General features: G+C 68.9%; 22 protein-coding genes. 18 read left to right on the plus strand and 4 right to left on the minus strand.

All coding sequences use genetic code 11. The features are described 5' to 3' along the window. The first annotated feature begins 5 nt into the window (after nt 1–5). On the plus strand, nt 6–614 hold the full coding sequence (locus OG736_RS25635; RefSeq protein WP_327184523.1) for a hypothetical protein: 609 nt from the start codon (nt 6–8) through the stop codon (nt 612–614). 21 nt (nt 615–635) lie between these two features. Here the strand turns inward: OG736_RS25635 and OG736_RS25640 are convergent, their stop codons facing one another. Beyond that, nucleotides 636–1,676, minus strand: coding sequence for a chitinase (locus OG736_RS25640; protein ID WP_327184524.1), 1,041 nt, complete (start codon nt 1,674–1,676; stop codon nt 636–638). A 307-nt stretch (nt 1,677–1,983) separates the two neighbouring features. Here OG736_RS25640 and OG736_RS25645 point away from each other — a divergent pair, with 307 nt between their 5' ends. Genes OG736_RS25645 through OG736_RS25660 form a run of 4 tightly spaced genes read left to right on the plus strand, consistent with a single transcriptional unit; the run spans nt 1,984 to nt 6,992 of the window. Then, complete coding sequence (locus OG736_RS25645; protein ID WP_171398829.1) at nt 1,984–2,394, plus strand: hypothetical protein; 411 nt, start codon at nt 1,984–1,986, stop codon at nt 2,392–2,394. A 19-nt stretch (nt 2,395–2,413) separates the two neighbouring features. After that, the gene (locus OG736_RS25650; protein WP_327184525.1) at nt 2,414–4,804 is read left to right on the plus strand and encodes a bifunctional polysaccharide deacetylase/glycosyltransferase family 2 protein; all 2,391 of its coding nucleotides are present in this window, start codon (nt 2,414–2,416) and stop codon (nt 4,802–4,804) included. Further along, nucleotides 4,804–6,264: an acyltransferase family protein gene (locus OG736_RS25655; protein WP_327184526.1), complete on the plus strand. Its 1,461-nt coding sequence runs from the start codon at nt 4,804–4,806 to the stop codon at nt 6,262–6,264. Before OG736_RS25650 ends, OG736_RS25655 begins: the two co-directional genes overlap by 1 nt. A 32-nt stretch (nt 6,265–6,296) precedes the next feature. After that, on the plus strand, nt 6,297–6,992 hold the full coding sequence (locus tag OG736_RS25660) for a demethylmenaquinone methyltransferase (RefSeq protein WP_327184527.1): 696 nt from the start codon (nt 6,297–6,299) through the stop codon (nt 6,990–6,992). Between the two features lie 129 nt (nt 6,993–7,121). Here OG736_RS25660 and OG736_RS25665 read toward each other — a convergent pair whose 3' ends face one another. Together OG736_RS25665 and OG736_RS25670 are read right to left on the minus strand one after the other, a co-directional pair. Continuing rightward, nucleotides 7,122–7,463 carry a PASTA domain-containing protein gene (locus OG736_RS25665; RefSeq protein ID WP_327184528.1) on the minus strand — a complete coding sequence of 114 codons (342 nt, stop codon included), beginning with the start codon at nt 7,461–7,463 and terminating at the stop codon, nt 7,122–7,124. Nucleotides 7,464–7,581: 118 nt separating this feature from the next. After that, entirely contained in the window at nt 7,582–8,088 is a 507-nt protein-coding gene (locus tag OG736_RS25670; RefSeq protein ID WP_327184529.1) for a GNAT family N-acetyltransferase, read from the minus strand. Between the two features lie 106 nt (nt 8,089–8,194). On the opposite strand from OG736_RS25670, the gene OG736_RS25675 reads away from it, so the two are divergent. After that, the gene (locus OG736_RS25675) at nt 8,195–9,481 is read left to right on the plus strand and encodes a geranylgeranyl reductase family protein (protein ID WP_327187710.1); all 1,287 of its coding nucleotides are present in this window, start codon (nt 8,195–8,197) and stop codon (nt 9,479–9,481) included. Between the two features lie 650 nt (nt 9,482–10,131). On the opposite strand, the gene OG736_RS25680 is transcribed toward OG736_RS25675, so the two are convergent. After that, the gene (locus OG736_RS25680; protein WP_327184530.1) at nt 10,132–10,935 is read right to left on the minus strand and encodes a C40 family peptidase; all 804 of its coding nucleotides are present in this window, start codon (nt 10,933–10,935) and stop codon (nt 10,132–10,134) included. 738 nt (nt 10,936–11,673) lie between these two features. On the opposite strand from OG736_RS25680, the gene OG736_RS25685 reads away from it, so the two are divergent. The 12 genes from OG736_RS25685 to nuoL are packed head-to-tail and all read left to right on the plus strand — an operon-like array spanning nt 11,674 to nt 24,474. Further along, nucleotides 11,674–12,033 (plus strand): NADH-quinone oxidoreductase subunit A, encoded by a 360-nt coding sequence (locus OG736_RS25685; protein ID WP_007383963.1) that lies wholly within the window; start codon nt 11,674–11,676, stop codon nt 12,031–12,033. A 13-nt stretch (nt 12,034–12,046) separates the two neighbouring features. Further along, on the plus strand, nt 12,047–12,601 hold the full coding sequence (locus OG736_RS25690) for a NuoB/complex I 20 kDa subunit family protein (protein ID WP_057602796.1): 555 nt from the start codon (nt 12,047–12,049) through the stop codon (nt 12,599–12,601). After that, entirely contained in the window at nt 12,598–13,371 is a 774-nt protein-coding gene (locus OG736_RS25695; RefSeq protein WP_327184531.1) for an NADH-quinone oxidoreductase subunit C, read from the plus strand. The genes OG736_RS25690 and OG736_RS25695 overlap by 4 nt, the downstream gene beginning before the upstream one ends. Beyond that, nucleotides 13,368–14,690 carry an NADH-quinone oxidoreductase subunit D gene (locus OG736_RS25700; RefSeq protein WP_267018935.1) on the plus strand — a complete coding sequence of 441 codons (1,323 nt, stop codon included), beginning with the start codon at nt 13,368–13,370 and terminating at the stop codon, nt 14,688–14,690. Before OG736_RS25695 ends, OG736_RS25700 begins: the two co-directional genes overlap by 4 nt. Further along, complete coding sequence (gene nuoE, locus OG736_RS25705; RefSeq protein WP_327184532.1) at nt 14,687–15,559, plus strand: NADH-quinone oxidoreductase subunit NuoE; 873 nt, start codon at nt 14,687–14,689, stop codon at nt 15,557–15,559. The genes OG736_RS25700 and nuoE overlap by 4 nt, the downstream gene beginning before the upstream one ends. Beyond that, a complete protein-coding gene (nuoF, locus tag OG736_RS25710) occupies nt 15,556–16,908 on the plus strand; it encodes an NADH-quinone oxidoreductase subunit NuoF (protein ID WP_171398839.1) in 1,353 nt (450 codons plus the stop codon). Before nuoE ends, nuoF begins: the two co-directional genes overlap by 4 nt. After that, the gene (locus OG736_RS25715; RefSeq protein WP_327184533.1) at nt 16,905–19,409 is read left to right on the plus strand and encodes an NADH-quinone oxidoreductase subunit G; all 2,505 of its coding nucleotides are present in this window, start codon (nt 16,905–16,907) and stop codon (nt 19,407–19,409) included. Before nuoF ends, OG736_RS25715 begins: the two co-directional genes overlap by 4 nt. Beyond that, nucleotides 19,406–20,767, plus strand: a complete 1,362-nt coding sequence (nuoH, locus tag OG736_RS25720) for an NADH-quinone oxidoreductase subunit NuoH (protein ID WP_327184534.1) — start codon at nt 19,406–19,408, stop codon at nt 20,765–20,767. Before OG736_RS25715 ends, nuoH begins: the two co-directional genes overlap by 4 nt. After that, nucleotides 20,760–21,410: an NADH-quinone oxidoreductase subunit NuoI gene (gene nuoI, locus OG736_RS25725; RefSeq protein WP_327184535.1), complete on the plus strand. Its 651-nt coding sequence runs from the start codon at nt 20,760–20,762 to the stop codon at nt 21,408–21,410. Before nuoH ends, nuoI begins: the two co-directional genes overlap by 8 nt. Further along, the gene (locus OG736_RS25730; protein WP_327184536.1) at nt 21,407–22,249 is read left to right on the plus strand and encodes an NADH-quinone oxidoreductase subunit J; all 843 of its coding nucleotides are present in this window, start codon (nt 21,407–21,409) and stop codon (nt 22,247–22,249) included. The genes nuoI and OG736_RS25730 overlap by 4 nt, the downstream gene beginning before the upstream one ends. Beyond that, nucleotides 22,246–22,545: an NADH-quinone oxidoreductase subunit NuoK gene (gene nuoK / locus OG736_RS25735; protein ID WP_020130147.1), complete on the plus strand. Its 300-nt coding sequence runs from the start codon at nt 22,246–22,248 to the stop codon at nt 22,543–22,545. Before OG736_RS25730 ends, nuoK begins: the two co-directional genes overlap by 4 nt. A 15-nt stretch (nt 22,546–22,560) precedes the next feature. After that, nucleotides 22,561–24,474, plus strand: a complete 1,914-nt coding sequence (nuoL, locus tag OG736_RS25740; RefSeq protein WP_327184537.1) for an NADH-quinone oxidoreductase subunit L — start codon at nt 22,561–22,563, stop codon at nt 24,472–24,474. Nucleotides 24,475–24,477: the final 3 nt, after the last annotated feature.

Genomic DNA, 24,477 nt, shown 5'->3' on the forward strand with positions numbered 1-24,477 from the left:
CCCTCTTGCTGACGATTCACGCCGACTCCCGCGGCCGCGCCCTGGCCGTCGAGGGAGCCGGGATCGCCGAGGCCGGTCCGCTGGAGCAGCTCGTCGCCGCGTATCCGGCGGCGCGGGTGCGCCGGTGGCCCGGCATCCTGACGCCCGGTCTCGTCAACCCGCACGGCACGGAGTTGCTGGAGGGGGCCTATCACCCCGACCCGCGCGAGGCCGACGAGCTGGGCACCGAGCCGCTGACCGGTGACGCGCTCACGGCACTGGCGCCGGACGACGCCCGCTGGGGCGCGAGCGCCCGGCGCGGCGTGCAGCGCATGCTGGCCCACGGCACGGTCGCGGTGGCCTGCGAGGAACTGCGCCGGCGCGCGGTGCGGGACGTCGTGACCCGTTCCGGCCTGGCGGTCGTGAGCCGGCCCGCGCCGCGCCTCGGCGGGGTGCCCTCGCTGGACCCGTACGCCTGCGGCCTGCCGGTGGAGTTCGCCCCGCCCCGGGAACGCGGCTCCGCCGCCCGCTTCGCCGTCTTCGACGTGCCCGACGAGGCGGCCCTGTCGACCCGGGGCGCGGGAACCTGCGTGGCCACGGTGATCGAGGGCCGCCTGGTGTACCGACGGCGCTGAGCGGGGAACCCCCCGGTTTCTTCAGCCCGTGAACGCCTCCGCGAACGCTCCCGCACTCTGCTCGACCCCGCTGCAATTGGTCAACGCGTCATCCGTGGCGGAGCCGTCCTCGCACTGCTGGTCGCGGAACGTCGACCACATGGACACCCAGGAGATGCCCTTCTCCTCGGCGAACGTACGCACCTGTGCCGCGTCCGAGAGCGAGAACGTCTCGTTGTCGACGTCGTTGGTGCCGATCATCGAGGTGAGCGCCATCCCCTTCCAAGCGGCGGCGTCCGTCGTCCCGAACACCTTCTTGAGCTGCGCCTGCGCGGCAGTGGCCGAGGTGACCGCGTACCCGCCCATGTCTCCGGCGTACGACTCCCCGTAGTTCATCGTCATGAGGTTGACGGTGGAGACCTGGACGTCGTACTTGTTCGCGGACGCCAGCAGCGCCAGGCTGTCGGCGTCCAACCCGGAGGGCATCACCGGGAGGGTGAAGGACACTTCGAGCTCCGGGCGTTCCTCCTGGAGGGCGGCGATCGCCTGGGAGCGCAGGGCGACCGAGTCGGAGTCGGTCAGTTCGTCGCCCTCGATGTCGAAGTCGGCCTGGGTGGAGCCGGCCGCGTCGAGCGCCTCGCCGTACGCCTCCGTGAGTTCGGACACGCTGTCACAGGTGGCCGCCAACTCCTTGCCGGAGGCCCCGCCGAAGGACACGCGTGCCGTGGCGCCCGACTCGGTCAGCGCCGAGATACGGGACTTCACGGCGGAGTCGTCGATGGCGTTCGTACCGTTCCACTTCGGCGTACAGCCGCTGCCGCTCGAGATGACGAACGCCAGGTTGTACGACGTCGGCGAGCCGGCCGAGTCGTTGTCATCGGCCTCCACCGCGCTCACGTAGGGCGCGTAGGAGGTGCCGGTACTCGATGATGTGGCGCTGGGCGATGGTGAGGGACTGTTCGCCTGTTCGCTCTCCGCGGGTGGTGCCGCGTCCGACGTGCTGTCGGACCCCGCGGAGCATCCTGTAACGGCCAGGGCAAACAGGCAGGTGACCCCGGCCATCGGCATCAGGAAACTCCTCATTGCGTATGCACCCGCTCTCGTGATTTCTGTCTCAGCATGGAAACAAAGCACGTTTCCCAAATGGAAATGTCTCACAAGTGGGCGGATCGCGCGGGAACAGTGGACACACAGACAGTTCATGGAGGTAACCGCGCAAAAGGTGATATCCACCCGCCCAAAAGGGATAATCAACCCTCCCATGACGGGCAGGTGCCGCGCAGGAGATTCGGGGATCTCTCAGGGAAGAGACAGGTTCACCTGTTTCTCATGGGTCTCTCACAAGCAGCGCAGAGTTTGTGCCACATAAAGGCTCTCTAATATCCGTGGAATGCAATCCGAGCCTGCCATCGAAAGCCGTGCCGCTGCTCGCGGCAGCCGTCGCAGCCGCAAACGTGACGACGCCTCCGCCGAGGGGCCCGTGTTCGTTGACAACTCCGGGCGCAGGTCCAAGCTGCTGCGCCGGATCGGCCTCCTCATGGGGGTCGGCTGTCTTGTGTACGCCGTCGTCCTCGGCGCCGCCTTCATGGGCTGGGGCACCTCCCTGGCCCCGTCCTCCCTGCTGCCGTTCGGCAACGGAGGCCCGCGCGGCTCCCAGAACTCCGGCCCCGGCGGCGCCCAGCCGCAGGGCGGTATCGGCACCCCGCCCTCGAGGCCCACCGGCACTCCGCCCACGGGCGTCGCCACCGGCGAGCCGCCGAGCTCCGCCCCGACCGCGACCGCCTCCGCGGCCGCCAACTGACCGGAGTTCAGCCACTCCCATGACGACCACTTCCTCGCGCGGCCGCCGCCGTGCCCCGACCCGCATGTCGCGGGCGGCGGGCAAGGCCGCGGCGCTGCAGAAACCGCGTGTCATCCTCGCCCTGCTGCTTCTGCTCGCGCTGACCAGCGTGATGCTCCTCGACGGCTATCTGCGCGCCGAGGTCGGCGGGGACCAGCGCGTGCGTACCGGGGCCAGCGCCGGCAAGGTGCCCGACGAGGTCCTCGACGGCGGCCCGATCCTGACCTTCCAGGGCGGCCAGGCCACCACCGTCTCCGTGCCGGACAAGACGATCGCGCTGACCTTCGACGACGGGCCGAACCCGACCTGGACGCCCCAGGTGCTGAAGATCCTCCAGGAGTACGACGTGCCCGGCACGTTCTTCCTGGTCGGCTCGATGGTCTCGCGCTACCCGAGCATCGTGAAGGACATGGTCGAGGAGGGCAACGAGGTGGGTATCCACACCTTCACCCACGTCGACCTCTCCTACCAGTCCGACGCCCGCGTCGACCGCGAGATGGAGCAGACGCAGCTCGCGCTGGCGGGCGCGGCCGGCATCACGACGACGCTCTTCCGCGCCCCGTACTCCTCCGAGACGGACGCCATCGACAACTACAGCTGGCCCATCTACAAGAAGCTGGGTGAAGACGGCTACACCAGCGTCTTCGTCGACACGGACAGTGACGACTGGAAGAAGCCGGGCGTCTCGAAGATCATCAAGTGGGCCACGCCGGAGGACGGCAAGGGCGCGTCGGTGCTCTTCCACGACGCGGGTGGCGAGCGCTCGCAGACGATCAAGGCGCTGCCGACGTACATCAAGAAGATGAAGGCCGCGGGCTACACCTTCACCACCATCAGCGGTGTGATGCAGGAGCAGAACGCCGCCGCCCGGCAGGCCTCCGGCGCGGGTCAGCAGCAGGCCGCGGGTGCGGCCGGGGCCGGCGCGGCGACGGCGGCCGAGGGGACGACGGGAACCGAGGGATCGACCGCGACCGAGGGGGCTGCCGGCGAGCAGCCCGGCAACGTGCCCGACGGCGAAGGCGGCACCGGCGCGAACGGCGGGACCGGTCAGACCATCAACCGGCTTCAGGCGGCACACCGCGAGGCCACCGGCGTGACGCTCTACGAGGGCAAGGCCCTCATCGCCGCGGTCACCCTCGCCGAGTGGACCGTCCCGACGCTGTCGGTGGGGCTGATGATCGTCGGCGTGGCCGTCATGGGCCGGTTCGGGATGATGCTGATCCTGGCCCGCCGGCACTACAGAAAGCGCAACAAGCGCCGCTTCAGCTGGGGGCCGACCGTCACCCGGCCGGTCAGCGTGATCGTCCCGGCGTACAACGAGAAGGAGTGCATCGCCAACACCCTGAAGTCGCTGGCGAAGAGCACCCATCCGATCGAGATCATCATCGTGGACGACGGTTCGGACGACAACACGTCCGAGATCTCGCGCGAGGCGGCGAGGGCCCTCGGCATGACCAACGTCCGCGTCATCCGACAGGAGAACGCGGGCAAGCCGGCCGCCCTCAACAACGGTGTCCGCAGCGCCAGTTACGACATCGTCGTGATGATGGACGGCGACACCGTCTTCGAGCCGGACGCCGTGCACCAGCTCGTGCAGCCCTTCGCCGACCCGAAGGTCGGCGCGGTCGCCGGCAACGCCAAGGTCGGCAACCGCGACACGATCATCGGCGCCTGGCAGCACATCGAGTACGTGATGGGATTCAACCTCGACCGCCGCATGTACGACCTGCTGCGGTGCATGCCCACCATCCCCGGCGCGATCGGTGCGTTCCGCCGCGAGGCCGTGCTCGAGGTCGGCGGCATGAGCGAGGACACCCTCGCCGAGGACACCGACATCACCATCGCCATGCACCGCGGGGGCTGGCAGGTCGTCTACCAGGAGCACGCCAAGGCCTGGACGGAGGCGCCCGGCTCGCTGAAGCAGCTGTGGTCCCAGCGCTACCGCTGGTCCTACGGCACCATGCAGGCGCTGTGGAAGCACCGCAAGTCCCTGACGGACAAGGGGCCTTCGGGTCGCTTCGGCCGGGTGGGCATGCCGCTCGTGGTCCTCTTCCAGATCATCACGCCGGTCTTCGCCCCGCTCATCGACGTGTTCACGATCTACTCGATGATCTTCATCGACTTCCAGGCGGCCCTGCTGGCCTGGCTGGCGGTCCTCGGCGTCCAACTGGGCTGCGCGGCCTACGCGTTCCGCCTGGACCGCGAGAAGTACCGGTACCTGCTGATGATGCCGCTCCAGCAACTGGCCTACCGCCAGATGATGTACCTCGTCCTCATCCACTCCTGCATCACCGCCCTCACCGGCGGCCGCCTGCGCTGGCAGAAGCTGAAGCGCACCGGCGAGGTCGGCACCCCCGCCGGGGCGAGCTGATGAGCTGGGAGCAGCAGGGCTACGGCCAGGGCTCCGGCCAGGGGTACGGGCCGGGTCCGGATCACGGAGACGGCTACGGGCAGGGGTACGGGCACGGGCCGGGGCAGCAGTACAGCCATGAGTACGGGCAGCCGTCGTCGTACCCGCACGGGTACGACGGGTACGGGCAGCAGCCGTATCCGCAGCAGCCCTACCCACAGCAGTACGGCCAGCAGCCGTATCCGCAACAGCCGTATGCGCAGGAGTACGCGCAGAACGCGGCGTACGGGCAGGGTGTCGCCGTCGAGGAGACGGCGCCCCTGCCGGCGGTGGACGCGGACCCGAACGCGGACCAGGACCCGGATGCCGTTCGGGAGCCCGAGGCTCAGGCGACGACCGTCACCGAGAAGGTGACGGAGGAACCCCCGCCCCGGTCCGAGCCCGCTGCTCCCCAACGCGACCGCTACTTCGACACGCTCCGAGCCCTGGCCCTCATCCGCGTCGTGGCCTACCACACCTTCGGCTGGGCCTGGGCGGGCATGGTCTTCCCGTCCATGGGGATCATGTTCGGCCTGGCCGGCACCCTGATGGCGAAGTCCCTGGAGCGTCCGGCGCTGAAGGTGGTGAAGAGCCGCTTCCGCCGGCTCCTTCCCCCCTTCTGGTTCTGGGGCGTCTTCGTCGTCCTGGCGATGCTGATCCACGACTGGATGCCGGGCTGGGAGATCGTCTACTGGGTCGTGCCGCTGGGCGACCCGCCGGGCAACGCCTGGGGCGAGCAGGCCTGGGAGATCCTCTGGTACCTGCGGACGTACCTCTGGTTCGTCCTGCTCTCCCCGCTGCTGCTACGGCTGTTCCGGCTGGCGCCGGTCGCCGTGCTGGCACTCTCCCTCGCGCCGGTCCTGGTGCTCACCTTCGTCTGGGCGGGCCCGGACAACCGCGTCGGCACCGCGATGTGGGACCTGTCGACGTACCTCTTCTGCTGGATGCTCGGCTTCGCGCACCGCGACGGCGTCCTCCAGCGCATGAAGCCGGCCCTGGTGGTCGTGATGTCGCTCGCGGCGATCGGGTTCGGCGGCTGGTACGCCTTCACTCACCAGGCCGAGTTCGGCACCTACGACCTCGACGAGGACCCCGTCGCGCAGGCGTTCTGGTCGGCGGGCTTCGTCATGCTGCTGATGTGGGCGAAGGCGCACTTCGGGATCGACTTCGCCTGGCTCACCCGTTTCCGGCGCACGAACCGGATCGTCACCGTCTTCAACGCGCGCGCGGTGACGATCTACCTCTGGCACGAGATCGCCCTGATCCTGGCCGTGCCGCTGATCGACCGGTTCTGGGACATCCCCGCCTTCGAGAAGTACCTGCCGCTGGAGAGCCAGTGGTTCATGTTCGGCGTGGGCTGGCTGCTGATCGCCCTGTTCGTGCTGCTCTGCGGGTGGGTCGAGGACGTCGCGGCACGGAAGAAGCCGAGGCTCCTGCCGTGAGCCGGTGAGGAGGGGGCTGCCACAATGGGCGGGTGACCCGTGCTTCCCTGAACAAGCAGCCCCACGAAGTCGCCTCGATGTTCGACCGCGTGGCGGAACGGTACGACCTGACCAACGACGTCCTGTCGCTCGGCCAGGACCGGAGGTGGCGCAAGGAGGTCGCGAAGGCGGTCGACGCCCGCCCCGCCCAGAAGGTTCTGGACCTCGCCGCGGGTACGGCGACCTCCTCCCTCCCGTTCGCGCGGACCGGCGCCTATGTCGTCCCGTGCGACTTCTCCCTCGGCATGCTCCAGGTCGGAAAGAAGAACCACACCTGGCTGCCGTTCACCGCCGGGGACGCCACGCGACTGCCCTTCAAGGACGACGTCTTCGACGCCGTCACCATCTCCTTCGGCCTGCGCAACGTGCAGGACTTCGACGCGGCCCTGCGCGAGATGTACCGGGTGACCCGGCCCGGTGGACGCGTCGTGATCTGCGAGTTCTCGCACCCGACCTGGGCGCCGTTCCGGACCGTCTACACCGAGTACCTCATGCGCGCGCTGCCTCCGGTGGCCCGCGCGGTCTCCTCCAACCCGGACGCCTACGTCTACCTCGCCGAGTCCATCCGCGCCTGGCCCGATCAGCCCGCCCTCGCCGAGCACCTGCGCAAGGCCGGCTGGTCGAAGGTCGCCTGGCGCAACCTGACGGGCGGCGTGGTGACCCTGCACCGGGGCTTCAAGGAAGCCTGAGGCGCGGATCGCAGCCACGGCTCGGGCCTGGGGGGTCTCGGACCACCGGCACGGCTCGGACCACCGGCACGGCTCGGACCACCGGCACGGCTCAGACCTACGACGCGGCTCGGGCCGGCTGCCTCGCCGTCAGCCGGTGATCGCTTCGAAGGGATGTCCGGGCCGGTCCAGCTCGCGCTGCAGCCCGCCCCCGCCCGGTCTGGGCACCCGAGGCTCGCGCACGCCCGCGCCTCCGCCGCCCTCTCCTTCGCCGAACTCGAACCACACGGTGACGACGGCGCCGCGCGGCACCTCGACACCGGGTGGCGGGTACTGCCGTACGACGTAGTCCACGACCGCGCGGTGGAACTCGGGCCGGTCCGGTGCGGCCAGCAGCACACCTTGCGCCGCGGCCGCCTCGCGCGCGTCCACGGCCATCAGGCCGACGAGTCTCGGCACGCACACGTCGGGTGTCTTGGGTGGTATGAGCACAAATGTCACCCCCAGCGGTACTGGAAGGGTAACCGCACGGGGGTGTCGTCCGGAAGGGTTGAGTGTCTTTCTGTAGCCAACGACTACGGAGAGTTACTCTCCGGTTGAGTGGCAGAGGTCACCAGGCGAGGCGGTAGCAGCGCCCCTCCCGCTTCGGCTCCGGCGTCGTGAAGACCTCCGCGAGCCGCATGCCCAGCCGCTCCGTGACGGCGATGGACCGCACGTTGCGCGCGTCGACCATGGCCACCACCCCCGGCACCCCGGCCGCCCGCACCCGCTCCAGCGTCATCTGCGCGGCCGCCGTCACGTACCCCTGTCCCCAGTGCTCCCGCCCGAGCCGCCACCCGATCTCGATCTCGCCCTTGGGCCCCCACTGCTGCGGCCACGGCTGGGCGCCCGTGAACCCGATGACCCGGTCGTCCCGGTCCAGCATCGTCCAGAGACAGAAGCCGTGCTCGGCGTCGTGCCGGCGCTGGCGGGCGGTGAGCTCCTCGTAGGCGGACAGTTCCGCGGACCTGCCGCCGTGGAACTCCATCACGTCCGGGTCGTCGAAGACCCGGTGCCAGGTGACCGCGTCCTCGTCCGTGGGGACACGCAGCCGTACTACGGGGAGAGCTCGGTTCACGGGGCAGCCCTTCAGCCGGGTGATCAATTCTGCTGAATAGACTGCCCATGTCCAGTGCCGGTCGGCACGAAGATTCCGAACTTGGGGAGATCCCGCCGTGACCGCCGTGAACGAGCTCCTCTCCGAAAGTACCGCCGATGTGATCGTCGTCGGCGCGGGGCCGAGCGGCTCCACGACCGCGTACTACCTCGCCAAGGCCGGACTCGACGTACTCCTCCTGGAGAAGACCGAGTTCCCGCGCGAGAAGGTGTGCGGCGACGGCCTCACCCCGCGAGCCACCAAGCAGCTCGTGGCCATGGGCATCGACATCTCCGAGGAGGCCGGCTGGCTGCGCAACAAGGGCCTGCGCATCATCGGCGGCGGCGTCCGCCTCCAGCTGGACTGGCCGGATCTCGCCTCCTTCCCCGACTACGGACTCGTCCGCAAGCGAGACGACTTCGACGAGCAGCTCGCCCGCCAGGCCCAGAAGGCGGGCGCCCGCCTCTACGAGCGCTGCAACGTCGGCGCCCCGATCGTCGACGACCGCACCGGCCACATCATCGGCGTGCACGCCAAGCTGGGCGACGAGAAGCGCGAAGTCACCTTCCGCGCCCCGCTCGTGGTGGCTGCCGACGGCAACTCCAGCCGTCTCTCGCTGGCGATGGGCCTGCACCGCCGCGAGGACCGCCCGATGGGCGTCGCGGTCCGCACCTACTTCACCTCCCCGCGCCACGAGGACGACTACCTGGAGTCCTGGCTGGAGCTGTGGGACCGCCGGGGCCCGGGCGAGGACCGTCTGCTGCCCGGCTACGGCTGGATCTTCGGCATGGGCGACGGGACGTCCAACGTCGGCCTGGGGGTGCTGAACACCTCCAACTCCTTCAAGGAGCTCGACTGGCGCGAGGTGCTCAAGGCCTGGTGCGCGTCCATGCCGGAGGACTGGGGTTACACCCCCGAAAACATGACCGGCCCGATCCGCGGTGCCGCCCTCCCCATGGCCTTCAACCGCAAGCCCCACTACACCAAGGGCCTGCTGCTGGTCGGCGACGCCGGCGGCCTGGTGAACCCGTTCAACGGCGAGGGCATCGCCTACGCCATGGAGTCCGGTCAGATCGTCGCCGACGTCATCGTGCAGGCTCACGCCCGCGCCACCCCCGCCCAGCGCGAACTGGCCCTCCAGCGCTACCCGCAGGTCCTCGCGGACACCTACGGCGGCTACTACTCGCTGGGCCGCGCCTTCGTGAAGCTCATCGGCAACCCGAAGGTCATGAAGATCGCGACCCAGCGCGGCCTGACCCACCCCCTGCTGATGAAGTTCACCCTGAAGATGCTCGCCAACCTCACCGACCCCACGGGCGGCGACGCGATGGACCGCATCATCAACGGCCTGAGCAAGGTGGCCCCGAAGGCCTGACCACGGCGGGGGCCCTCCGGAAGCGGAGCACCGGCGGGCCGGCGCGAAGCCCCCTTCCCGCCGGCCCGCCATGTCTGCCTGCCGCCCGCCACGTGTGCCCGCCGCCCACTGGCCTGCCCTCGCCCGGCCGCTCGCGGCGGTGCGCCCTCCCGGCTCCTGCCGGGCGTCCGGTCGGAGCTGCTCCGGACCCGGCCCCGGGTCGGCCCGGATCCGCTCACGACTCGATCGATTCCTCGCACACGTCGAACAGCCACAGCCACAGCCCGACTGCGCCGGACCGAGCCGAGTCGGCGCTGGGATTGACGGTGTGTCCGACATGTCGGTACATCACGCTCGATGTGATGCCGCCCCGGTCCCGTCGGCGGTGCGGAGGGTGGCAGGCATGTCCACGAGACCGGCCGGCGCGCCCGTGCGCGGTCCCGGAACGGGGTGGTGCCCCCAGGCGTCCTGGAGGCGACGGGAGGCGGCCGAGGGGCCTCTACGCGCGTTCTGGAGGCGGCTGCTGAGCCCGCGCGCGCGTCAGGAGAGCGGCCGCGCCGCGCGGAGCCGCTCGTACCGGCCGCGCGCGTCGGCAGTGCTCGAAGGGCCGCTGCCCCCGAGCGGCTGCGGCCCTTGCGTGCGTGCGGTGCCCTCAGGGGCACCCGGGGGTGTCAGAGCACCCGTACCGCGCCGGTCGGCGGGTCGTACGACATCGGCTTCTCGGCCACACCGGTGGACGGGTTCTGCGCGCCGACGAACATGCCGTCGCCGACGTACACCGCCACGTGGTACGCGCTGCCCGCGCTGCCCCAGTAGAGGATGTCGCCCGGCAGCAGGTTGTCCAGCGACACCTGGGTGCCGAAGGTCGACTGGTCCTGCGAGACGCGCGGCAGGTCGACGCCGACCTGCTTGAAGGCGGTCTGCATGAGACCCGAGCAGTCCCAGGAGTTCGGGCCGGTGCCGCCGGAGACGTAGGCGTCGCCGATCTGTGCCTTCACGAAGGCGATGACGGCCGCGGCCGAACCCGTCGCCGTGGAGCTGCTCGTGCTGTCGGAGCTGCTGCTGCCCGACGTCGAGGTGAGCGTGGTCCGCTCGGCGGCGCGCGTGGCCCGCTCGGCGGCGGCCTTGCGGGCGGCCTCGGCCTTCTTCTTCGCCTCGGCCTTGGCGTCGGCGAGGTCCTTCTTGGCCTCCTTGGCGGCTGCGGTGGCTGCCGCGTCGCGCTCTGCCTGAAGCTGGTAGTTCGCCGCGGCCTGCTGCGTGGCCTGAGCGGACTGCGCGACCTGGGCGGCCAGGTCGCCCGTGAGAACGGGCAGTTCGAGCGTCTGCGTCACCGGCTCGGCGGCGTTGGCCGAGCCAGCTGCTGTGGCGACGGCCAGCGTGCCGAGGACACCACTGGCGACTCCGGCCCGCATCGCGATCGTCGACGCGCTGCGGCGGGGTTTCCGGTGGCTGCGTATGTGAGCGGTGTGGGACATGGGTACAACCGGTATCAGGGGCTCCTCCATACCTTCAAGAAACGTGTGCTGCGCCACAGTTGTTCAATGGGCGCCCCAAATTCCCTGGCCTGGGTTCTTTATTGACGCCGTAACGGACATTGCGGACGCAGGTGATCAAGCCTGTGATCATGGACTTTCGTCGTTACGCCCGGATTGCCCGCCACCTACCACCGGTTGAGACCGTTGGCCAAGCCCGGTTCTTAGGCCCCCCTCACGGATGTGGCGGAGGTCACGGAACGGTTACCGCAGCGGCCGCGTCTCGCGCGTCCGGCACGGCCACCTCCGCTTGTGAACGCGTACACACGTCCACATCCCGACCCCGCCTCCCCCTGATGTGTGAATGCGCGCCTCTATCAGGGCACTGCGTCCATCACCAATTTGCATGCAAGGGAAGCCTCTTGATATGGAGACGACTCTCGATTCCTGCGGTGACGAGCGCAAATGTCACTTCTTGTGATCACTCTGACGCTTCACGTATGAAGATCACTGTCGATATGACTTCATGATCCTTCGTCAGGTGGTGGAGATCACAAAGCTTGTGTAATACCCCGTGTCGCAGATCACAGAGCGGCGGGCATAAGATGCGAGGCAGTTGGGCTTGTGACCTGCTTCACATGTTCGCGATCTTCGCCGGGACGGGTGGGGTTCGGGGGCCTGGGGCCGCAGAGTCCGACGTCATCGCCAGCAGTCAGTGCCGACTGAGAGGAGCGAGGAGCGGTGAACGCGTATGCGCCCATCCTCGTACTGGGAGCCCTCGGGGCAGGCTTTGCGATCTTCTCCGTGGTCATGGCCACGCTGATCGGGCCGAAGCGGTACAACCGCGCCAAGCTCGAGGCCTACGAGTGCGGTATCGAGCCGACCCCCACGCCGGCCGGCGGCGGGCGCTTCCCCATCAAGTACTACCTGACGGCGATGCTCTTCATCGTCTTCGACATCGAGATCGTCTTCCTCTACCCCTGGGCCGTCACCTTCGACGCCCTGGGTGTTTTCGGGCTCGTGGAGATGTTGCTCTTCGTGCTCACCGTCTTCGTCGCGTACGCGTACGTATGGCGGCGCGGCGGCCTGGAATGGGACTGAGGGGCCTTTAGCCATGGGACTCGAAGAAAAGCTGCCGAGCGGATTCCTGCTGACCACCGTCGAGCAGGCCGCGGGCTGGGTGCGCAAGGCGTCCGTCTTCCCCGCCACGTTCGGCCTCGCCTGCTGTGCCATCGAGATGATGACCACCGGCGCCGGCCGCTACGACCTGGCGCGCTTCGGTATGGAGGTCTTCCGGGGTTCGCCCCGTCAGGCGGACCTGATGATCGTCGCCGGCCGGGTGAGCCAGAAGATGGCACCCGTGCTCCGGCAGGTCTACGACCAGATGCCGAACCCCAAGTGGGTCATCTCCATGGGCGTGTGCGCCTCCTCCGGCGGCATGTTCAACAACTACGCGATCGTGCAGGGCGTCGACCACATCGTGCCCGTCGACATCTACCTCCCGGGCTGCCCGCCGCGCCCCGAGATGCTGATGGACGCGATCCTCAAGCTCCACCACAAGATCCAGAACAGCAAGCTCGGCGTGAACGCCGAGGAGGCGGCCCGCGAGGCGGAGGAAGCGGCGCTCAAGGCCCTGCCCATGATCGAGATGAAGGGGCTGCTGCGGTGAGCGACGCAAACGGCACCCATGGCGCGAACGGCCCCTCGAACGGGTCGAACGGGGTGAACCCCGAGAAGGATCTTTCCGCTTCCAACCTCCCAGGTCAGCGCGGCCAGGGCGGCGAGGAGGTCCGCGTCCAGCGCGGCATGTTCGGCGCCAACAACGGCGGCGACACCTCCGGATACGGCGGCCTGGTCCGCTCCGTCCGGCTCCCCGGAGCGGCGAGCCGGCCCTACGGCGGCTGGTTCGACGAGGTCGCCGACGAACTCGAGGGCGCGCTGGAGGAGCAGGGTCTGCTCCCCGCCAACGCGATCGAGAGGACGGTCGTCGACCGCGACGAGCTCACCTTCCACGTCGAGCGCGAGCACCTGCTCCGTGTGGCCCGCACCCTGCGCGACGACCCGGCCCTGCGCTTCGAGCTCTGTACCGGCGTCAGCGCCGTGCACTACCCGAACGACAAGGGGCGTGAGCTGCACGCCGTCTACCACCTGCGCTCGATCACCCACAACCGGTTGATCCGCCTGGAGGTCAGCGCCCCGGACGACGACCCGCACATCCCGTCCCTGGTCTCCGTGTATCCCACGAACGACTGGCACGAACGCGAGACCTACGACTTCTTCGGGATCGTCTTCGACGGTCACCCGGCCCTGACGCGGATCATGATGCCGGACGACTGGCAGGGCCACCCGCAGCGCAAGGACTACCCCCTCGGCGGCATCCCCGTCGAGTACAAGGGCGCCCAGATCCCGGCTCCGGACCAGCGGAGGTCGTACTCATGAGCACGCAGTCAGCATCCGCACGTGAGACCACCGAGGGCACTGTATATACGGTCACCGGTGGCGACTGGGACGAGGTCGTCCAGTCCGCGACCCGCGCCGACGACGAACGCATCATCGTCAACATGGGTCCCCAGCACCCCTCCACTCACGGGGTGCTCCGCCTGATCCTGGAGATCGAGGGCGAGACGGTCACCGAGGCCCGCTGCGGCATCGGCTACCTCCACACCGGCATCGAGAAGAACCTCGAGTACCGCACGTGGACCCAGGGCACCACGTTCGTGACGCGCATGGACTACCTGACGTCCTTCTTCAACGAGACCGCCTACTGTCTCGCCGTCGAGAAGCTCCTCGGTGTCGAGGACCAGATCACCGAGCGAGCCAAGATCATCCGGGTGCTCCTGATGGAGCTGAACCGGCTGTCCTCCCACCTGGTGTGCATCGCCACCGGTGGCATGGAACTCGGTGCCACCACGATCATGATCTACGGATTCCGTGATCGTGAAATGATTCTCGACATCTACGAGCTCATCACGGGCCTGCGGATGAACCACGCGTACATCCGCCCCGGCGGACTCGCCCAGGACCTGCCGCCCGGCGCGGTGGACCAGATCCGCGAGTTCGTGAAGAAGATGAAGAAGAACCTCCCCGAGTACGACAAGCTCGCCACCGGGAACCCCATCTTCAAGGCCCGCATGCAGGACGTCGGGTATCTCGACCTGGCCGGCTGCATGGCCCTCGGCGCCACCGGCCCGATCCTGCGGTCCACCGGCCTCCCGCACGACCTGCGCAAGGCGCAGCCGTACTGCGACTACGAGACATACGACTTCGATGTCCCGACCGCCGACTCCTGCGACTCCTACGGCCGCTTCCTGGTCCGCCTGGAGGAGATGCGCCAGTCGCTGCGGATCGTCGAGCAGTGCCTGGACCGGCTGCAGCCCGGCCCTGTCATGGTCGCCGACCGGAAGATCGCCTGGCCCGCCCAGCTCGCCCTGGGCCCCGACGGTCTGGGCAACTCCCTGGACCACATCAAGAAGATCATGGGCACCTCCATGGAGGCCCTGATCCACCACTTCAAGCTGGTGACCGAGGGCTTCCGCGTCCCGCCGGGACAGGCGTACGCGGCCGTCGAGTCACCCAAGGGCGAACTCGGGGTGCACGCCGTCTCCGACGGAGGCACCCGCCCGTACCGGGTCCACTTCCGGGACCCGTCCTTCACCAACCTTCAGGCCATGGCAGCGATGTGCGAGGGCGGCCAGGTCGCCGACGTCATCGTCGCCGTCGCCTCCATCGACCCCGTTATGGGAGGCGTCGACCGGTGACCACCTCTTCTTCCGAGCGGGGCGTCAGCCTGGGTATGCCCGAACTGCCCGCGCCCGCCTACCCGGACGACGTCCGGGCCCGGCTGGAGGCGGATGCGCGCGAGATCATCGCCCGCTATCCCGACTCCCGGTCCGCGCTCCTGCCGTTGCTGCATCTCGTGCAGTCGGAGGAGGGGCACGTCACGCGCACCGGGATGCAGTTCTGCGCGGACGTGCTGAAACTGACCACGGCCGAGGTCACCGCGGTCGCCACCTTCTACACCATGTACCGGCGCCGCCCCAGCGGTGACTACCAGGTGGGTGTCTGCACCAACACGCTGTGTGCGGTGATGGGCGGCGACGCGATCTTCGAACAGCTCCAGGAGCACCTGGGCATCGGCAACGGCGAGACCACCGACGACGGCAAGATCACCCTGGAGCACATCGAGTGCAACGCGGCCTGTGACTTCGCGCCGGTCGTGATGGTCAACTGGGAGTTCTTCGACAACCAGACCGTGCAGAGCGCGAAGCGCCTGGTGGACGACCTGCGGATCGGTCACACCGTCTCGCCGACGCGCGGTGCGCCGCTGTGCACCTTCAAGGAGACCGCCCGGATCCTGGCGGGCTTCCCCGACGAGCGGGACGGGGCCGTAGAGGCGAGCGGCAGTGCGGGACCGGCGTCGCTGGTGGGTCTTCGCCTGGCAAGGGGAGAGACCGCACCCGCGCGCGTGGTCCACCCGCGGGACGGCGGGCCGCACGACGAGCCGCAGGACCGGGCGGTGCACGAGCCGTCGCCCGCGGAGCACCGGAGTTCGCACGACGCGCCACAGGACACGTCGGCCTCCGACCCAGCTCACCCGGCAGGGCCTACCGCCGAGGAGGGGGAGTGATGACCTTGGCACCCGAGTTGAAGGGCAGCAGCCCGGAGAAGCTGCTCGCACCCGTGCTGTCGGCCTTCTGGGACGAGGACCGGTCCTGGAGTCTGGACGTCTACCGAAGGCACGAAGGGTACGAGGGCCTCCGCAAGGCGCTCGCCATGTCGCCGGACGACCTGATCGCGTACGTCAAGGACTCCGGTCTGCGCGGGCGGGGCGGCGCGGGATTCCCGACGGGAATGAAATGGCAGTTCATTCCGCAGGGTGATGGAAAACCGCACTATCTAGTTGTCAACGCCGACGAATCGGAGCCCGGGACCTGCAAGGACATCCCGCTCCTCTTCGCGAACCCGCACAGCCTCATCGAGGGCATTGTGATCGCGTGTTATGCCATCAGGTCGTCTCATGCCTTCATCTATCTGCGGGGTGAAGTCGTACCCGTTCTGCGGCGGCTGCACGAGGCCGTGCGCGAGGCCTACGCGGCGGGCTACCTCGGCGAGAACATCCTGGGCAGCGGACTCGACCTCGAACTCACCGTGCACGCCGGCGCCGGCGCGTACATCTGCGGTGAGGAGACCGCGCTGCTCGACTCGCTCGAAGGCCGCCGTGGTCAACCGCGGCTGCGCCCTCCTTTCCCTGCTGTCGCGGGCCTCTATGCGTGCCCGACTGTGGTGAATAACGTCGAATCGATCGCGTCAGTTCCCGCGATTCTGCAAAACGGCAAAGAATGGTTCAGGTCGATGGGGAGCGAGAAGTCCCCGGGCTTCACGCTCTACTCGCTCAGCGGCCATGTCGCCGGCCCCGGCCAGTACGAGGCCCCGCTCGGTATCACCCTCCGCCAGCTCCTCGAGATGAGCGGCGGCATGCGACCCGGGCACCGGCTCAAGTTCTGGACACCGGGCGGCTCCTCGACGCCGATGTTCACCGAGGAGCACCTCGACGTCCCTCTTGACTACGAAGGAGTGGGTGCCGCGGGTTCCATGCTGGGCACCAAAGCTCTCCAGTGTTTCGACGAGACGACCTGCGTCGTGCGGGCCGTCACCCGGTGGACCGAGTTCTACGCCCACGAGTCCTGCGGCAAGTGCACCCCGTGCCGTGAAGGAACGTACTGGCTCGTGCAGCTGCTGCGGGACATCGAGGCCGGCAAGGGAGTCCTCTCCGACCTCGACAAGCTCAACGACATCGCCGACAACATCAACGGCAAGTCCTTCTGCGCCCTCGGCGACGGCGCCGCCTCGCCGATCTTCTCCTCGCTCAAGTACTTCCGCGAGGAGTACGAGCAGCACATCACGGGCCGCGGCTGCCCCTTCGACCCGGCCAAGTCGACGGTCTGGGCCGACAAGCACACGGAGGTGAACGCATGACGGTGACCACCAGCGCTCCCTCCGGAGGCGGCGAGGCGGCGGTCCCGCCGGAAGATCTCGTGACGCTGACGATCGACGGCGCCGAGATCAGCGTGCCCAAGGGCACCCTGGTCATCCGGGCCGCCGAGCAGCTCGGCATCGAGATCCCGCGCTTCTGCGACCATCCCCTCCTCGATCCGGTCGGCGCGTGCCGGCAGTGCATCGTCGAGGTCGAGGGCCAGCGCAAGCCGATGGCGTCCTGCACGATCACGTGTACGGACGGCATGGTGGTGAAGACCCAGCTCAGCTCACCGGTGGCCGAGAAGGCACAACACGGTGTGATGGAGCTGCTCCTCATCAACCACCCGCTGGACTGCCCGGTCTGCGACAAGGGCGGCGAGTGCCCCCTTCAGAACCAGGCCGTGTCGCACGGCCAGGCCGAGTCCCGCTTCGAGGGCAGGAAACGGACGTACGAGAAGCCCCTGCCGATCTCCACGCAGGTGCTGCTCGACCGTGAACGGTGTGTGCTGTGCGCGCGCTGCACCCGGTTCTCCAACCAGGTGGCGGGCGACCCGATGATCGAGCTGATCGAGCGGGGCGCGCTCCAGCAGGTGGGCACCGGCGAGGGCGACCCCTTCGAGTCGTACTTCTCAGGCAACACCATCCAGATCTGCCCGGTCGGCGCGCTGACCTCGGCGGCGTACCGATTCCGCTCCCGGCCCTTCGACCTGGTCTCCTCGCCGTCGGTCTGCGAGCACTGCTCCGGCGGCTGCGCCACGCGCACCGACCACCGGCGCGGCAAGGTCATGCGGCGCCTGGCCGCCAACGACCCCGAGGTCAACGAGGAGTGGATCTGCGACAAGGGGCGGTTCGCGTTCCGGTACCCCCAGCAGCGGGACCGGCTCGGAACGCCTCTGGTGCGCGACGCCGAGGGAGACCTCGTACCGGCTTCCTGGCCGGAGGCGTTGCAGATCGCGGCCCAGGGCCTGCTGGCGTCGCGCGGCAGGACAGGCGTCCTGACCGGCGGCCGCCTCACCATCGAGGACGCCTACGCGTACAGCAAGTTCGCGCGCGTGGCGCTCGACACCAACGACATCGACTTCCGCGCGCGCGTGCACAGCAGCGAGGAGGCCGACTTCCTGGCCGCCCACATCGCCGGCCGCGGCCGTGACCTCGACGGTACGGGCGTCACGTACACCTTCCTGGAGAAGGCGCCCGCCGTCCTGCTGGTCGGGTTCGAATCGGAGGAGGAGGCGCCCGGCGTCTTCCTGAGGCTGCGCAAGGCCTGGCGCAAGCACGGACAGCGGGTGTTCTCGCTGGCCACACACGTCACCCGGGGCCTGGAGAAGGCGGGCGGCACGCTGCTGTCGGCCGCCCCGGGCACCGAGACCGAATGGCTGGACGCGCTCGCGGGCGGCGTCGGCCTGGAGGACGCGGGCGGCAAGGCCGCCGAGGCGCTGCGGGCCGAAGGCGCGGTGATCGTCGTCGGCGAGCGGCTGGCCGGTGTGGCCGGCGGTCTCACCGCCGCCGTGCGGGCCGCCGCGGCGACCGGCGCCCGACTGGTGTGGATCCCACGCCGGGCGGGCGAGCGGGGCGCGATCGAGGCGGGCGCTCTGCCGTCGCTGCTGCCGGGCGGCCGTCCGGCCACCGACCCACGCGCGCGTGAGGAGGTCGCCGCGGCCTGGGGACTGGCCGAACTTCCGCACCGCTACGGCCGGGACACCGGGCAGATCGTCGAGGCCGCCGCGTCCGGCGAACTCCAGGCGCTGCTCGTCGCGGGCGTCGAGGTCGCGGACCTGCCCGACCCGGCACGTGCGCGTGCGGCGCTGGCCGAGGCGGGCTTCGTCGTGTCGCTGGAGCTGCGGCCCGGCGAGGTCACCGAGCACGCCGATGTCGTCCTCCCGGTGGCCGCGGTCGCCGAGAAGGCCGGCGCCTTCCTCAACTGGGAAGGCAGGGTCCGCTTCTTCGAGGCGGCACTGAAGCCCGACCAGATGACACGCCGGCCGGCGCCCGCCGACGCGCGCGTGCTCCAGATGCTCGCCGACGCCATGGACGTCCACCTCGGCCTGCCGGACCTGCGCACCGCGCGCGCGGAGCTCGACCGGCTCGGCGCGTGGGACGGGCCTCGGGCCTCCGAGTCCCTGGAGACCGCGGCCCACCTGCCCCGTCCCGCCGCGGGGGAGGCCGTCCTCGCCGGACACCGCCTGCTGCTCGACCAGGGTGTCCTCCAGCAGGGCGACGAAGCGCTCGCCGGGACGCGGCACGCCGCACACGCGCGCGTGTCGCCCGCCACGGCCGCCGAAGTGGGCGTCAAGGACGGCGACATCCTCGCCGTGACCGGGCCCGCGGGGGCGGTCGAACTCCCGCTGCTGATCACGCAGATGCCCGATCGGGTGGTCTGGCTCCCGCTGAACTCCACGGGCGGAGGCGTCGCCTCCGACTCCGGGGCGACGCCCGGCGCCCTTGTCCGCATCGGCCCGGCGACGCTCATCGCCGACGCGCCCAAGGAGGTGGAGGCATGAGCCCGTACCTCGCCGCTGAAGACCTCTCGATGTTCGGCCACGACCCCTGGTGGCTGGTCGTCGTCAAGGCCGTCTTCTGCTTCGCCTTCCTGATGGTGACCGTGCTGTTCGCCATCGTCTGGGAGCGCAAGGTCGTCGCCTGGATGCAGCTGCGCATCGGACCCAACCGGCACGGTCCCTGGGGCATGCTCCAGTCCCTCGCCGACGGCATCAAGCTGATGCTGAAGGAAGACCTCATCGTCAAGCGCGCGGACACGGCGGTGTACGTCCTCGCGCCGATCATCGCGACCGTCCCGGCCTTCATGGCGATCGCGGTGATCCCCTTCGGCCCGGCCGGCAACGAGGTCTCGATCTTCGGCCAGCGCACCACGATGCAGCTCACCGACCTGCCGATCGCGATGCTCTACATCCTCGCGGTCGCCTCGATCGGCATCTACGGCATCGTGTTGGCGGGCTGGGGTTCCGGCTCCACCTACCCGCTGCTGGGCGGACTGCGCTCCTGCGCGCAGATGATCTCCTACGAGATCGCGATGGGCGCCGCGTTCGCCTCGGTGTTCCTCTACTCGGGGTCCATGTCGACGTCGACGATCGTCGAGCAGCAGCAGGACCGCTGGTACATCCTGCTGTTGCCGGTCTCCTTCATCCTCTACATCATCACGATGGTCGGCGAGACCAACCGCGCCCCCTTCGACATGCCGGAGTCCGAGGGCGACCTGGTCGGCGGCTTCAACACCGAGTACTCGTCGATCAAGTTCGCGCTGTTCATGCTCGCCGAGTACGTGAACATGGTGACGGTCTCCGCGGTGGCGACCACGCTCTTCCTCGGCGGCTGGCGGGCTCCCTGGCCGATCAGCACCTTCTGGGAGGGCGCGAACCACGGCTGGTGGCCGATGCTCTGGTTCGTCGTCAAGGTGCAGCTGCTGTTGTTCTTCTTCATCTGGCTGCGCGGCACGCTTCCCCGTGTCCGCTACGACCAGCTGATGAAGCTCGGCTGGAAGGTCCTGATCCCCGTCTCGGTCACGTGGCTGATGCTCGTCGCGACCGTACGGACCCTGCGCAACGAGAACTACGACTTCGCCGAGATCGCTCTCTACGTCTGCGGCGGTGTCCTGACCCTGTTGCTGCTGTCCTTCATCGCGGACATGTTCCGCAACGCGGGCAAGGAGGCGCAGGCCCCCGCCGAGCCTGCCGGCTTCGACCCGATGGCGGGCGGATTCCCCGTACCGCCACTGCCGGGACAGGAGTTGCCGCCGGTGCCCCGACGCCGCCCCCACCAGGAACGAGAGCTCATTGTCAGTGGTGGAGTGGACGCTGTGAGTGACGGATCGCTGGATGGAAAGGAGGCGTCCGATGGCTGAGGAGCCCAAGGAGGCCGGGCAGACGACGCCTGGCTTCCAGAACCCCGTGGCCGGCTTCGCCGTGACCTTCAAGGCCATGTTCAAGAAGCGGCTGACCGAGCAGTACCCGGAGGTGCAGAAGACCACAGCTCCCCGGTTCCACGGACGGCACCAGCTCAACCGCCATCCGGACGGCCTGGAGAAGTGCGTCGGCTGCGAGCTGTGCGCCTGGGCCTGCCCCGCCGACGCCATCTATGTCGAGGGCGCGGACAACACCGACGAGGAGCGCTACTCCCCGGGCGAGCGATACGGGCGGGTCTATCAGATCAACTACGCCCGCTGCATCCTGTGCGGCCTGTGCATCGAGGCGTGCCCCACGCGCGCGTTGACGATGACCAACGAGTTCGAGCTCGCCGACTCCAGCCGCGCCAACCTGATCTACACCAAGGAACAGCTGCTCGCCGGCCTCGAAGAGGGCATGGTCGACTCGCCCCACGCGATCTACCCGGGTACGGACGAGCAGGACTACTACCGGGGTCTGGTGACGGAGGCGGCGCCCGGCACGGAACAGCAGCCGGCCATCTCCAAGGGCGAGGACCCGCAGGATGCCGCCGCCACGTCCGGCACGGACGAGCCGACATCGCAGGGGGTGGTCGGCCGATGAGCGCGCAACTCGCCGCCTACTCCACCTCGACCGGCGAGGCCTTCCAGTTCTGGGTGCTCGGCACCGTCGCGGTGATCGGCGCCCTGTGCACCGTCTTCATGAAGAAGGCCGTGCACAGCGCGCTCTGCCTCGCCGGCACCATGATCGTCCTGGCGGTGTTCTACCTCGCCAACGGCGCCTACTTCCTCGGCATCGTGCAGATCGTCGTCTACACCGGCGCGATCATGATGCTGTTCCTGTTCGTGGTGATGCTCGTCGGCGTCACCGCGGCGGACTCCCTGAAGGAGACCATCAAAGGTCAGCGCTGGCTGGCCCTCCTCAGCGGCCTCGGCTTCGGCATCCTGCTGATCGCCGGCATCGGCAACGCCTCCCTGACGGAGTTCAACGGCCTCGCCGAGGCGAACGCGAACGGCAACGTGGAGGGCCTCGCCGCCCTCATCTTCACCAAGTACGTCTTCGCCTTCGAAATCACCGGTGCCCTGCTCATCACGGCCACCATCGGCGCCATGGTGCTCACCCACCGCGAGCGCACCGAGCGGGCCAAGACCCAGCGGGAGCTGGCCGAAGAGCGTGTCCGTGAGGGCAAGCACGTACCGCCGCTGCCCGCGCCCGGTGTGTACGCGCGGCACAACGGCGTGGACATCCAGGGTCTGCTGCCCGACGGCACCCCGTCGGAGCTCACTGTCAGCAAGACGCTGCGCGACCGCGGTCAGATCCGGGACGTGTCCACCGAGGCGCTGAACGACCTCAAGGCCCTGGAGCAGCGCGCCGAGGAGCGCCTGGAGCGGGCCGCGATCGAGCCGCCACACCTGAAGCGGACCGAGGAGGCGTCGAAGTGAACCCCGTCAACTACCTCTATCTCGCGGCTCTTCTGTTCACGATCGGTGCGACGGGCGTGCTGATCAGGCGGAACGCGATCGTCGTCTTCATGTGTATCGAGCTGATGCTCAACGCCTGCAACCTCGCGTTCGTCACCTTCTCCCGGATGCACGGCAATCTCGACGGCCAGATCATCGCCTTCTTCACGATGGTCGTCGCCGCCGCGGAGGTCGTGGTCGGACTCGCGATCATCGTGTCGCTGTTCCGTTCCCGCCACTCGGCCTCGGTCGACGACGCCAGCCTGATGAAGCTGTAAGGGGTCGGAAGAATAGTGGAGAACCTGATTGCGCTGCTGATCGCGGCGCCCCTGCTCGGAGCGGCCGTCCTTCTGGTCGGCGGCCGCCGGCTCGACGCCGTCGGCCACTGGATCGGCACGCTTCTGTCGTCCGTCTCCTTCGTGTTCGGTGTCATCCTCTTCAGCGACCTGCTGAGCAAGGACGCCGAGGACCGGACGTTGACGCAGCACCTGTTCAGCTGGATCCCGGTCGAGGGCTTCCAGGCGGACGTGGCCTTCCGCCTCGACCAGTTGTCGATGACGTTCGTGCTGCTGATCACGGGCGTCGGCTCGCTGATCCACCTGTATTCGGTCGGGTACATGGAGCACGACGAGCGGCGCCGCCGCTTCTTCGGCTATCTGAACCTGTTCCTGGCGGCGATGCTGCTGCTCGTCCTCGCCGACAACTACCTGCTGCTGTACGTCGGCTGGGAGGGCGTCGGACTCGCGTCCTACCTGCTCATCGGCTTCTGGCAGCACAAGCCCAGTGCCGCCACCGCCGCGAAGAAGGCCTTCCTGGTCAACCGCGTCGGCGACATCGGCCTGTCGATCGCCATCATGTTGATGTTCACCACCTTCGGCACCTTCGCCTTCGGCCCGCTGCTGGGGGCGGAGGGCGAGCCCGGCATCGCGGGTGACGCGAGCGAGGGCAAGCTGACCGCCATCGCCCTGATGCTGCTGCTCGCCGCCTGCGGCAAGTCCGCCCAGGTGCCGCTCCAGTCCTGGCTCGGGGACGCGATGGAGGGCCCGACCCCGGTCTCGGCCCTCATCCACGCGGCGACGATGGTGACGGCGGGTGTGTACCTGATCGTCCGCTCCGCGGCCATCTTCAACGGCGCACCCGACGCGCAGCTCGTCGTCACCGTCGTCGGTGCCGTCACGCTGCTGTTCGGTGCGATCGTCGGTTGCGCGAAGGACGACATCAAGAAGGCGTTGGCCGGGTCGACCATGTCGCAGATCGGCTACATGGTGCTGGCCGCGGGCCTCGGCCCCATCGGCTATGTCTTCGCGATCATGCACCTGGTGACGCACGGCTTCTTCAAGGCCGGGCTGTTCCTCGGCGCGGGCTCGGTCATGCACGGCATGAACGACGAGGTCGACATGCGCAAGTACGGCGGCCTGCGCACGTACATGCCGATCACCTTCGTCACCTTCGGACTGGGCTACCTCGCGATCATCGGCTTCCCGGGCCTGTCCGGCTTCTTCTCCAAGGACAAGATCATCGAGGCGGCCTTCGCCAAGGGCGGCACCGAGGGCTGGATCCTCGGCGGTTGCGCCCTGCTCGGCGCGGCCATCACCGCGTACTACATGACGCGCGTGATGCTGATGACCTTCTTCGGTGAGAAGCGCTGGCAGCCCGACGCGGACGGCCACGAGCCGCACCCGCACGAGTCCCCGAAGTCCATGACGATCCCGATGATCGTGCTGGCGTTCGGATCGGTCTTCGCCGGTGGGTTCTTCAGCATCGGTGACCGTTTCCTGCACTGGCTGGAGCCTGTCACGGGCCACAGCCACGGCGACTCCCCGGTCAGCGCCCTGACGGTCACCCTCGCCACCATGGTGGTGCTCGTGATCGGCGTGGCGATCGCCTACGCCCAGTACGGCCGCCGCCCCGTCCCGGTCGTCGCCCCGCGCGGGTCGCTGCTCACCCGGGCCGCCCGGCGTGACCTCTTCCAGGACGACTTCAACCACGTCGTCCTGGTCCGCGGCGGCGAGCACCTCACGCGCTCCCTGGTCTACGTCGATCACACCCTGGTCGACGGAGTCGTCAACGGTACGGCGGCCTCGGTCGGCGGCCTCTCCGGGCGCCTGCGCCGGCTGCAGAACGGCTTCGCGCGGTCGTACGCGGTCTCGATGTTCGGCGGTGCGGCGGTCCTCATCGCCGCGACCCTGCTGATGAGGGCGGTCTGATAC

Source organism: Streptomyces sp. NBC_01334, from assembly GCF_035983595.1.
In the GTDB taxonomy this organism is placed as follows: domain Bacteria; phylum Actinomycetota; class Actinomycetes; order Streptomycetales; family Streptomycetaceae; genus Streptomyces; species Streptomyces coriariae.